At 65.8% G+C, this 12,086-nt stretch carries 8 protein-coding genes; 6 read left to right on the forward strand and 2 right to left on the reverse strand.

The annotated features are described in order from the left end of the window. The first annotated feature begins 102 nt into the window (after positions 1 to 102). The 5 genes from lysX to ACZY1I_RS28380 all read left to right on the forward strand — a co-directional run bounded on the left by lysX (position 103) and on the right by ACZY1I_RS28380 (position 7,777). Positions 103 to 3,438 (forward strand): bifunctional lysylphosphatidylglycerol synthetase/lysine--tRNA ligase LysX, encoded by a 3,336-nt coding sequence (gene lysX / locus ACZY1I_RS28360; protein WP_463760447.1) that lies wholly within the window; start codon positions 103 to 105, stop codon positions 3,436 to 3,438. 78 nt (positions 3,439 to 3,516) lie between these two features. Continuing rightward, positions 3,517 to 3,741 (forward strand): hypothetical protein, encoded by a 225-nt coding sequence (locus ACZY1I_RS28365; RefSeq protein ID WP_463760450.1) that lies wholly within the window; start codon positions 3,517 to 3,519, stop codon positions 3,739 to 3,741. After that, complete coding sequence (locus ACZY1I_RS28370; RefSeq protein ID WP_463760453.1) at positions 3,734 to 5,506, forward strand: serine/threonine-protein kinase PknH/PknJ; 1,773 nt, start codon at positions 3,734 to 3,736, stop codon at positions 5,504 to 5,506. Before ACZY1I_RS28365 ends, ACZY1I_RS28370 begins: the two co-directional genes overlap by 8 nt. Before the next feature lie 21 nt (positions 5,507 to 5,527). After that, positions 5,528 to 6,712, forward strand: a complete 1,185-nt coding sequence (locus ACZY1I_RS28375) for a winged helix DNA-binding domain-containing protein (protein ID WP_463760456.1) — start codon at positions 5,528 to 5,530, stop codon at positions 6,710 to 6,712. Positions 6,713 to 6,823: 111 nt separating this feature from the next. Then, positions 6,824 to 7,777 (forward strand): DMT family transporter, encoded by a 954-nt coding sequence (locus ACZY1I_RS28380; RefSeq protein ID WP_463760458.1) that lies wholly within the window; start codon positions 6,824 to 6,826, stop codon positions 7,775 to 7,777. Here the strand turns inward: ACZY1I_RS28380 and uvrA are convergent. Then, positions 7,767 to 10,694 (reverse strand): excinuclease ABC subunit UvrA, encoded by a 2,928-nt coding sequence (uvrA, locus tag ACZY1I_RS28385; RefSeq protein ID WP_463760460.1) that lies wholly within the window; start codon positions 10,692 to 10,694, stop codon positions 7,767 to 7,769. The genes ACZY1I_RS28380 and uvrA overlap by 11 nt on opposite strands. A 163-nt stretch (positions 10,695 to 10,857) precedes the next feature. On the opposite strand from uvrA, the gene ACZY1I_RS28390 reads away from it, so the two are divergent. Then, on the forward strand, positions 10,858 to 11,556 hold the full coding sequence (locus ACZY1I_RS28390) for an MBL fold metallo-hydrolase (RefSeq protein ID WP_463760462.1): 699 nt from the start codon (positions 10,858 to 10,860) through the stop codon (positions 11,554 to 11,556). A 78-nt stretch (positions 11,557 to 11,634) separates the two neighbouring features. Here ACZY1I_RS28390 and ACZY1I_RS28395 read toward each other — a convergent pair whose 3' ends face one another. Beyond that, positions 11,635 to 12,075: a universal stress protein gene (locus ACZY1I_RS28395; protein WP_463760464.1), complete on the reverse strand. Its 441-nt coding sequence runs from the start codon at positions 12,073 to 12,075 to the stop codon at positions 11,635 to 11,637. Positions 12,076 to 12,086 lie beyond the last annotated feature (11 nt).

The raw sequence follows: 12,086 nt of genomic DNA on the forward strand, positions 1-12,086 counted from the left end.
CGCGGCTCATCCTGGCCTTGTCGGCTCCGACCTCAAATCCGACGTAGCTGGTGCGTGGCATCGTCAGGTATTTCACGGCAACAACGAATATCCTCGCGGTTTGTGACTGCAATCAAGTCCCTCTCGACGCGCCGAGCGACGTCCCGATACCACTGGCTGCCCGCGCTGGCCGGTTGGACGGTCGGCGTCATCGCGACCGCGTCGCTGCTGGCCAGCATCTCGCCCCTGATCCGATGGCTCATCCACAAGCCGCGGGTCTTCATCAACAGCTATCTGTTCAACTTCCCCGACACCAGCTTCGCCTGGTCTTTCGTACTTGCCCTACTTGCCGCTGCGCTGACCGCGCGCAAGCGCATCGCATGGTTGGTGCTGCTCGGCAACATGGTGGTGCACGCCGTGGTGAATGTCGCCGACATCGCCGCGGGCGGCAACACGCCGGCCGAGGCGTTCGGCGAGAACCTCGGGTTCGCCTTCCACGTGGTGACGATTGTCCTGCTGGTGCTGGGCTATCGCGAGTTCTGGGCAAAGGTGCGGCGTGGCGCACTGTTCCGAGCCGCCGGGGTTCTGGTAGTCGGCGGCGCCATCGGGATCCTGGCCTCCTGGGGCTTGGTGGAGATGTTCCCCGGAACTCTGGCGGCACCGGACCGGCTGCCTTACGTGGCCAACCGGGTGATCGGGTTCGGCTTGCTGGAGTCCGATCTGTTCACCGGCCGACCGCACGTTTTCCTCAATGCCATCTTCGGGTTGTTCGGCGCATTCGCGCTGATCGCGGCCACCATCGTGCTGTTCCTGTCCCAACGCGCCGACAACGCCCTGACCGGTGAGGACGAGTCCGCGATCCGTGGGTTGGTCGAGTTGTGGGGAAAGAATGATTCGCTGGCGTACTTCGCAACACGTCGCGACAAGTCGGTGGTCTTCGCCCCCAGCGGCCGCGCCGCCCTCACCTACCGCGTCGAGATCGGTGTCTGCCTGGCCAGCGGTGATCCGGTGGGCGACCCGAAGGCCTGGCCACAGGCCATCGCAGCCTGGCTGCAGCTGTGCCAAACCTACGGCTGGGCCCCGGGCGTCATGGGGGCCAGTTCGGAGGGCGCGCAGGCATACCGCGACGCCGGACTCAATGCGCTGGAACTGGGCGACGAGGCGATCCTGCGGCCGGCCGAATTCAAATTGTCCGGTCCGGAGATGCGCGGCGTGCGCCAAGCGGTGACGCGGGCCCGTCGGGCCGGGCTGACAGTGCGCGTCCGGCGCCACGGCGATATCTCCGAGGAGGAGATGACCCAAACGGTCGAGCGGGCAGACGGCTGGCGCGACACCGAATCTGAACGCGGCTTCTCCATGGCGCTCGGCCGGCTGGGCGACCCGGCGGACTCCGACTGCCTGCTGGTGGAAGCAATGAACCCGGCCGGCGAGGTAGTGGCAATGCTGTCCCTGGTGCCGTGGGGCACCACCGGCGCCTCGCTGGACCTGATGCGCCGGTCCCGGGAGTCCCCGAACGGCACCATCGAATTGATGGTCAGCGAGTTCACCCTGCATGCCGAAAATCTCGGTATCAGCCGGATTTCGTTGAACTTCGCCGTATTCCGGTCGGCCTTTGAGCAGGGGGAACAACTCGGCGCCGGCCCGGTCGCACGGTTGTGGCGCGGGCTGCTGGTGTTCTTCTCACGCTGGTGGCAAATCGAGACGTTGTATCGATCCAACGACAAATATCAGCCCGAATGGGTTCCTCGCTACGCCTGCTACGACGACGCCCGGGCATTTCCGAAGGTCGGGGTCGCCTCGGCGCTTGCCGAGGGCTTCCTGTCGTTGCCGTTCACCCGGCGGGACAAAGTGCACACCGGGCACCATTCCGCCGTACCCCAGCGCCTGGCGGACTCGGGTTTGTTGCATCAAGACGGCTCGGCACCCGATGTCAGTGGCATAGATGTCGATGAGCTGCCCGACGGCGACGAAGGGCTGCGCCGCCAACCCGAACAGGTGCGAGTGCGGCTGGCCAAGCTGAAGAAGCTGCGCGACAACGGAGTTGACGCGTATCCGGTGGGTCAGGCCCCCAGTCATACCGTCGCCGAGGCGCTGACGGCCGACGACCAGACCGCCGTCTCGGTGGCCGGACGCATCTTGCGGATCCGTAACTACGGCGGCGTGTTGTTTGCGCAGCTGCGCGACTGGTCCGGCGAAATGCAAGTGCTGCTGGACAATTCACGTCTGGAACAGGGACGCGCTGCCGACTTCAACGCATCGATCGATCTCGGTGACCTGGTGGAGATGACCGGTCACATGGGTTTCAGCGATAAAGGCAACCAGGCGTTGATCGTCAGCAGTTGGCGGCTGACCGGAAAATGCCTACGGCCCCTTCCGGATAAGTGGAAAGGTCTGACCGACCCGGAAGCCCGGGTGCGGACCCGCTACGTCGACCTGGCGGTCAACACGGAGTCCCGCGATCTCATCACGGCTCGCAGCAGCGTGTTGCGCTCGATCCGGGACACGTTGTTCGGCAAGGGATTCATCGAGGTCGAGACGCCGATCCTGCAGCAGATTCACGGCGGGGCGACGGCCCGCCCGTTCGTCACCCACATCAACGCGTACACCATGGACCTGTTCTTGCGGATTGCGCCGGAGTTGTACCTGAAGCGACTCTGTGTGGGTGGTGTCGAGCGGGTCTTCGAACTCGGCCGGGCCTTCCGCAACGAGGGCGTCGACTTCAGCCATAACCCCGAGTTCACCTTGCTGGAGGCCTATCAGGCCCATGCCGACTACACGGTGTGGATCGACGGCTGCCGCGAAATCATCCAGAATGCCGCGCAGGCCGCGAATGGCACGCAGACGGCGATGCGGCCCCGAACTCAGGATGATTCCAATAGCCAGGACGGGCGTCTCGAGCCGGTGGACATCTCCGGCATCTGGCCGGTGAAGACCGTCCATGATGCGGTGTCCGAAGCACTCGGTGAGCACATCGACGCCGACACCGACCTGACCACGCTCCGCCGACTGTGCGACGCCGTCCACATTCCCTACCGGGGCTACTGGGACGCCGGTGCCGTGGTCCTGGAGTTGTACGAACACCTCGTCGAGGACCGCACCGAGCATCCGACCTTCTACACCGACTTTCCGACGTCCGTGTCACCGCTGACCAGGCCTCATCGCAGTAAGAGGGGTGTCGCTGAACGCTGGGACCTGGTGGCGTGGGGCGTCGAGCTCGGCACTGCCTACAGCGAGCTCACCGATCCCGTCGAGCAGCGGCGACGCCTTGAAGAACAGTCGCTGCTGGCCGCCGGCGGCGACCCGGAGGCGATGGAGCTCGACGAGGACTTCCTGCAGGCGATGGAATACGCGATGCCTCCCACCGGCGGCCTCGGCATGGGCGTCGACAGGGTCGTCATGCTGATCACTGGGCGGAGCATCCGCGAAACGCTGCCGTTCCCGCTGGCCAAACCGCATTAGCTGGCGCCGGATACGCCGCGATCCGCCACGTTGATCGGTCGCGTCAATTCCCAAATCAGCACAAGTAACGTTGCGGGCATGCCCGACCAACCACCCGACCCCGGGTTCGACCGCGCAGGCGTACCGACGTTCGACTCGGTGCGAGAGAAGATCGAGTCCCGCTACGCGACCGCGCTGGGCGCCGAGGAACTCGCTGCGGACACCGCCGACGGCCGCGCCGTCGAGGAGCAGTACGAGGAACGTCAGCGCGCGGCAGCTGAGCGTTTGGCGAAGATCCGGGAGTCGATGCGCACCGATGAGTGAGACCGTGCCGACTTCTCGGGCGGGCCAGCAGTTCGGTCCCTACCGGCTCCGAAGACTGCTGGGACGCGGCGGAATGGGCGAAGTCTACGAAGCCCATGACACGGTCAAAGACCGCACCGTCGCACTCAAACTGATGTCCGAGCAATACAACTCCGACGTGGTGTTCCGGCAGCGCATGCAGCGTGAGGCCCATACCGCCGGACGGCTGCAAGAACCCCACATCGTGCCCATCCACGACTTCGGGGAAATCGACGATCAGCTGTTCATCGACATGCGCTTCATCGAGGGCGACGATCTCAGCGCGCTACTGAAGCGCGAGGGAGCCCTGCCGCCGCCCCGGGCGGTCGCGATCATCACCCAGATCGCCGCCGCACTCGATGCCGCCCACCGGGCTGGGGTCATCCACCGTGACATCAAGCCGGAAAACATCCTGATCACCGGTGATGACTTCGCCTATCTGGTCGATTTCGGTATCGCGGCGGCGGCCACCGACAAGCAACTCACCCAGACCGGGACCGCGGTCGGCAGCTGGCGATATATGGCGCCCGAACGCTTCTCCGACGACGAAACCACCTACCGCTCCGACACCTACTCGCTCTCCTGCGTGCTGTACGAGTGCCTCACCGGCGCGCCGCCCTACCAAACCCAGAACCTCAGCGCCCTGGTGGCGTCACACCTGATGCAGCCCATCCCGCGGCCGAGTCACGTGCGGCCGGGCATCCCGACAGCGTTCGACGAGGTCATTGCCCACGGCATGGCCAAGGACCCCGCCGGACGCTATCCGACCGCCGGTGAACTCGCGCGTGCCGCCAAACAGGCCCTCAGCGCTCCGGACCGGGACCGTGCAACGACCATCATCGCGCACACCCAACAGTTCACTCCCCCACCGAGCGGCCCGGTCGGCCCAGTCGCCTGGACTCCGCCGTACCAGCAGCCTCCCGGACCGCCGCGGACTCCGGCACCGCAGCCACCGCACCAGCACTGGCCCCCCGCCGCACCGCCGCCCACTAAGCGCAACCGCTGGCCACTGGTCGTCGGGACCGTCGTGCTGCTGGCCGGCACCGGAATCTGGCTGACTGTTGGTCAAGGCAGCGAAAATCAGGCCGGCAGCGGCGCGACCACCACCACCTTGACCCCCGGCACGCCCACCACTGCCGCCAGCAGCACGACCATCGCGGCACCGACCCTGAGTCCCACGCAACTGCAATCGCTGCTGCTCAGCCCCGAACAGATCGGCACGGTTGTCGGTGCCACCGGGATGGTTGCCGATCCCAACACCACGGATACCAAGGACCCGGGCCCGGAGAACTCGCTGTCGGACGAAAGCTGCCTCGGCGCGCTCATTGGTTACCAGGCCCGGACGTACAAGAGCAGCGGTTACACCGGGATACTTGCCCAGATGGTGCAGCGGCCACACGTCAACCCCGGCTGGGTGGTGGTCCAGGGTGCGGTGGTGTTCGCTTCGGCCGAACAGGCGATGAGTTTCGTGACCGGACAGCAGGCCCAATGGCGAGGATGCGCAAACAGAACGATCACCCAGACCAATAACGGCAAGAAGATTGACTGGGCCTTCCAAGACGTGGTCGGCGACCCGCCGAAGATCTCGCTGCGGCGGACTCCGACGAGCGGCCTGAAGGACATTTCGTGCCAGCACGCGCTCAGCGCCGTACTGAACATCGTCATCGACGTCAATGTCTGTGCGCCGGGAACCGTCGACCAGGCCCTGCAGATCGCCGATCAGATGGCCGCCAAGGTGCCCCAATGACGCCTCGCACCTACTGAGCCGTTGCGAAAATTCAGCGTCGCGGAGCGACGAAACCGACTGGCGCGCCGGCACTTTCTGTCCGTTGCGGGTTCAGCAACACGGGTTACCGGCGGGTTGATAGGGCTGCACGCCACTGATCCCGCCACCCCGTACCTGTCGTTGTGGGCACGCAACACCCGCTTCGTGACCGCCGACCTGGACCGGATGCTGTACCAGAACCGTTCTGCGGTAAAGCATCTGGCAATGCGGCGAACGTTGTGGGTGGTCAACGCCGACGACTTGGCGCTGATTCAGGCGGCGGCCAGTGATCGAGTGGCCGACAACGAGCGACGCCGACTGATCGCCGACCTGCACAAATGCGGGTTGACCGACGATGGCGAAAGTTGGCTCAGCAACGCGGGTGCCGCGGTGTTGCGTCATCTGAGTGAGCAGGGTCCGGCGAGCAGCACCGAGTTGCGCGCCGCATTGCCCGAGTTGGCCGGCAGCTACGATCCGGCACCCGGCAAGCGTTGGGGCGGTGCCGTTCCTGTTGCCCCACGGGTGTTGACGACGCTTTCGGCACGCGGCGACATTGTGCGTGGTCTCAACGACGGAAGCTGGACGTCGTCGCGCCCACGATGGCATGCCGTCGAGGAGTGGCTGGTCGAACGCAATCCCCCGGTACCCGAGGCGGCGGCTCGAGCCGAACTCACGCGGCGGTGGCTGCGCACGTTTGGCCCCGCCAGCGTGACGGACATCCAGTGGTGGTTCGGTACCACGCTGACGGCAGTACGGGCCGCACTCGCCGCCATCGGGGCGGTAGAGGTGGACCTGCACGGCAGCCCTGGATACGCGTTGGCCGACGACCTCGGCACCGAAGCTCAAGTGCCGCCGTGGTGTGCGTTGCTGCCGGGTCTGGATCCCACCACCATGGGTTGGTCCGAGCGGGCCTGGTATCTGGGCGACCACCGCGGTCAGGTTTTCGACAGCAACGGCAATGCCGGTCCCACCGCATGGTGGAACGGGCAGATCGTGGGCGGGTGGTGTCAAGACAGCGATGGACGCGTCCAACTGCAGCTGCTGGAGGATCCGGGACCCGACGGCAGCAAAGCGCTGCAGCAGCGCGCCGACGGGCTCACCGAATGGCTGAACGGCGTCCGGATCAGCCCCCGGTTCCCGTCACCGCTGTCCAAAGCCGGGTCGAAGTCGGGCGCGACCCCTGAGTAGACATATGGCACGGGAACCCGGACTGACGGCATCAGCAACCGATGGTGTCCAACAAGTGATGCCTGAGTCAGGCAGCACGACAGGGGGTATGACGAGGGCATGGACTGGCTGATGTCGCATGCAATAGCGATTGGATCGGCGATGCTGGCGTCGCTGGTCGCAGCGATAGGCATCGTGGTGCGGCAGGCTGCCCTGCAGCGACCTACCGTTCACGAAACTGCAGGTGGAACGGTCCAGGCCGTGCTTCGCGACGGGTTGTGGTGGGCCGGGACGGCCGCGGCTCTATCCGGGTATGCATTTCAGGCTGTCGCCTTGGCACACGGGTCGCTGTTGCTGGTGCAACCGTTGCTGGTGTCGTCGCTGCTGTTCGTGCTCCCGCTCAGCGCATGGCGGTCTCACACGCGGGTGACCGGCTCCGAGTGGGCCTGGGCGCTGATGCTGACCGCCTCTTTGACGGTTTTCGTGCTGGTAGGGCGACCACGGGAAGGCCATTATCGGCCCGCGGTGCCCTCGTGGACGCTGGCTCTCGCCGTCGCGGTGCCGGTGGTGACGTTGTGCGTGATCGTTGCCCGGCGCAGCACCGGCAGAGTCCGCGCTTCGTCGCTCGGGGTGGCCACCGCAATCCTCCTCGGCATGATCGCGGTGCTGACGAAGTCCTGTACCCACCGATACGGGGTCGGGGGTTGGCACGCGCTGCTCACCGTCCCAGCGCCGTACCTGCTGGTCACGCTGGCGGTAGCGGCAACGGTATTGCAGCAGTGGGCCTTCCAGGCCGGAGCGCTACAGGCATCCGTACCGATCATGTTGGTCGGTGAGCCGGTCGTCGCGGTGCTGCTCGGAATGGTCGTGCTGGGCGAGCATCTGACGGTGCACAACGCCGCCGGAATCGCGGCGCTCCCCGCAGCGGTCGTCGCCATGTTTGCGGCCACCATCGCGCTCGGCCGCGAGGAGGGCGCGCACACTGAAGCGGCCGCTCATCCGGAGGCCGCCGCCCGTCCGCACGGGCTCGCGCACCCGGAAGCTGCCGCGGATGCCCCAGAACCCGACTCGACCCTCAGGCGCTGACCCGGCGTCTCTTGGTCGTCCGTCGGGGGTTTGTCGTCGACGGCGTCGATGGCGCCAACACTTCGGCGAGGAACTTGCCGGTGTAGCTTTCCGGCACCGCGGCGATGTCCTCCGGAGTCCCCTGTGCGACAACGGTTCCGCCACCGGCGCCGCCCTCGGGGCCCATGTCGACGATCCAGTCCGACGTCTTGATCACGTCCAGGTTGTGCTCGATCACGATCACCGTATTGCCCTTGTCCACCAGGCCATTGATGACTTTCAGTAGCTTGCGGATGTCATCGAAGTGCAGGCCGGTAGTCGGCTCGTCGAGCACGTAGATGGTCCGCCCGGTGGACCGCTTCTGCAGCTCCGACGCCAGCTTCACCCGCTGTGCCTCGCCACCGGACAGCGTTGGCGCGGGCTGGCCGAGCCGTACATACCCCAGCCCGACCTCCACCAAAGTGCGCAGGTAGCGGTGTATTCCGGAGATCGGCTCAAAGAAGTCCGCCGCCTCCTCAATCGACATGTCCAGCACCTCGGAGATGGTCTTGCCCTTGTAGTGCACCTCGAGGGTTTCCCGGTTGTAGCGCGCCCCGTGGCATACCTCGCAGGGCACATATACGTCGGGCAGGAAGTTCATCTCGATCTTGATGGTGCCGTCGCCGGTGCACGCCTCGCAGCGGCCGCCCTTGACGTTGAACGAGAACCGTCCGGGCTGGTAACCCCGAACCTTGGCCTCGGTGGTGGCGGCGAACAGGGTGCGGATCTTGTCGAACACCCCGGTGTAGGTGGCCGGGTTGGATCGGGGGGTGCGGCCGATCGGCGACTGGTCTACCCGCACCAATTTGTCCAAGTGTTCGAGGCCGGTGACCCGGGTGTGCCGGCCCGGGACCTGGCGGGCGCCATTGAGCTTGTTCGCCAGCACCGACGCCAGAATGTCGTTGACCAGGGTCGACTTACCTGAACCGGACACGCCGGTCACCGACGTAAGCACGCCGAGCGGGAACGCCACGTCGATCCCGCGCAGGTTGTGCTCGCGGGCACCGACAACCGTGAGCCGGCGCTTCGGGTCGGCGGTCCGCCGCAGCGCGGGCATCTCGATACTTTCCCGCCCGGACAGGTACGCGCCGGTGATGGACTCCTTGTTGGCCAACAGGTCGCGGTACGTCCCGCTGTGCACGATGCGGCCGCCGTGCTCGCCGGCCCGCGGGCCGATGTCGACGATCCAGTCGGCGTGTTCGATGGTGTCCTCGTCGTGTTCGACGACGATCAGCGTGTTGCCCAGATTCTTCAAACGGGTGAGGGTTTCGATCAACCGCCGGTTATCGCGCTGGTGCAGGCCGATGGACGGCTCGTCGAGTACGTACAGCACGCCCACCAGGCCGGACCCGATCTGGGTGGCCAGCCGGATCCGTTGCGCCTCGCCGCCGGACAGGGTGCCCGCCGCCCGCGACAGCGACAGGTATTCCAGCCCGACATCGAGCAGAAATCCCAGCCGGGACTGGATTTCTTTGAGGACCTGTCCTGCGATCGCCTGCTCGCGCTTACCCAAGGTGAGCGCGTTGAGGAAATCGGCGCAGTCGGCGATCGACAACTCGCAGACCTCGGCAATGGACTTGGCGCCGCGCTCCCCCTCGGATCCCCCGGCCAGCGTCACCGCCAGAATCTCCGGCTTGAGCCGAGTGCCCTCACACACCGGGCACGGGATGTCGCGCATGAAGCCCTCGTAACGCTCCTTCATCTGCTCGGACTCGGTCTGCGCCATCTTGCGCTGCAGGAACGCCAGCACACCCTCGAAATCGGCGTAGTACGAACGCGTGCGCCCGTACCGGTTGCGATAGCGGACATGCACCTGTTCGTCGGAGCCCTCCAGGATCGCCTTGCGGGCCTTGGCCGGCAGCTTGCGCCATGGCGTATCGACGTCGAAACCGAGGGCCTCACCGAGCCCGGCCATCATCCGGGTGAAGTACTCCGCGGTGTGCCCGGTCGACCAGGGCGCAATCGCGCCATCGGCCAGCGTGAGCTCCGGGTCGGGCACCACCAGGTCAGGGTCCACCTCCTTGCGGATCCCCAGACCGACGCAGTCGGGGCAGGCGCCGTACGGCGAGTTGAACGAGAAGGACCGCGGTTCCAGGTCGTCCACCGCCAGGGCGTGCCCGTTGGGACAGGCCAGCTTCTCGGAGAACCGCTGCTCGCGTGGGTGATCTTGCTCGTCACGGTCGTCGGGGAACTCCAGCACGACGATCCCGTCGGCCAGACCCAACGCGGTCTCGACCGAATCGGTGAGCCGCTGCTTGGCGGCCGCCTTCACCGACAGGCGATCCACCACCACCTCGATGTCGTGCTTTTCCTGCTTCTTCAGCTTGGGCGGCTCGGTCAGCGGGTGTACCACGCCGTCGACCCGCACCCGGCTGTAGCCCTGCGCGTTGAGTTTGTCGAAGAGGTCGGCGAACTCGCCTTTGCGGGTACGCACCACCGGGGCGAGCACCAGGAATCGAATGCCCTCCTCCATCGCGAGCACCTGGTCGACGATTTGCTGGGGTGTCTGACGGGCGATTCGCTCACCACATATCGGGCAGTGCGGTGTGCCGGCCCGGGCGTACAGCAACCGCAGATAGTCGTATACCTCGGTGATGGTGCCCACCGTCGAACGCGGGTTGCGGTTGGTCGACTTCTGGTCGATGGATACCGCCGGCGACAGCCCCTCGATGAAATCGACATCCGGCTTGTCCATCTGCCCCAGGAACTGCCGCGCATAGGCCGACAGCGATTCCACGTAGCGGCGCTGGCCCTCGGCGAAAATCGTGTCGAAGGCCAGCGACGATTTGCCCGAGCCGGACAGCCCGGTGAAGACAATGAGGGCGTCACGCGGTAAATCGAGGTCGACGCTGCGCAGGTTGTGCTCGCGTGCTCCCTTGACGATGAGGCGGTCGGCCACGCTGCCCCTTTCAAAAATCTGGTGCGAATCTCGCACTGCCCAGCCATGACAACCAGTCACAGCGCAGGGCGCATTCCATGCTAGGTGGCCGCACCGACAAGAACTTCCGGCAAGACTCCGCCAAGCAAACCTCTGCGGCTTCTAACCAAGTAGCGTGGCCGGTATGAGTGCCCCGGTCCAGCCCAGCGACACCTACACCGGACATGTGGACCCAGGCACTGCTGCTCGGCGCACCCTGCCCGGCGCAACGATCCTGAAGGCCTCGGTGGGCCCGATGGACAACAACGCCTACCTGATTACCTGTTCAGCGACCGGAGAAACCCTGCTGATCGATGCGGCCAACGACGCCGAAGTGCTCGTCGACCTGATCCGACGCTACGCGCCCAAGTTGACACTGATTCTCACCAGCCACCAGCACTTCGATCACTGGCAGGCGCTGGAGGCTGTCGTCCAAGCCACCGGTGCGCCGACGGCCGCCCACGAGATCGATGCCGAACCACTGCCCGTCAAAGCGGATCGTCTGCTTGCCAATGGCGACGTCCTGCAGATCGGCGAGCTGAAGTTCGACGTGATCCACCTGCGCGGGCACACGCCTGGGTCGATCGCGCTGGCCCTCAACGGGTCCTCGACAGGCTCGGGAACGGGGGATGTCACCCACCTGTTCACCGGCGACTGCCTTTTCCCGGGTGGTGTGGGCAAGACGTGGCAGCCGGGTGACTTCGAGCAATTGCTCGACGACGTCTCCACCCGGGTTTTCGACGTATACGACGATTCCACGGTCATCTATCCCGGCCACGGCGACGACACGGTGCTGGGCGCCGAGCGCCCACATATCGCCGAGTGGCGCGAACGCGGCTGGTAAAACACGCAGCGGCCCGGATCCGGCTCAGATCCGGGCCTGCGCGAGCCGGCGAGACGCCGGCGTAACTACCCAGACGAACTACGTCGTGTGCACGATCAGCACGTCGACCTTGGCCCGCCGCGAGACGTTGGCCGGCACCGAGCCCAGCAGCCGTCCCGCGATCGTGCTCAGACCGACATTGCCGACCACCAGCAGGTCAGCGTTCTCCGACTCGGCGAGATGCACCAGCGCATCCACCGGTGCGCCTTCGATCGCCCGCTCGTCGATGTTCTTCGCGCCGGAGGCGGTGGCCCGCTCGGTGGCGTCGTGCAGGATCTCGTAAATCGGGCCGGTGCCCGTCACTTTGTAGCTTTCATTCTTCAGAACGTCGACGGCCCGAGCGTCCTCGTGCTGGGGCAGGTACGCCGAGGCGATGATCAGTTTGGCGTCGGGCCCGGCAATCCTGGCTGCCCTTTCTACCGCGCGCAGCGACGAATCCGAGCCGTCGGTCCCTACGACCACGGTTTGATAGGCGCTCATTTACCCTCCCA

Source organism: Mycobacterium sp. IDUB_37 (genome assembly GCF_055419245.1).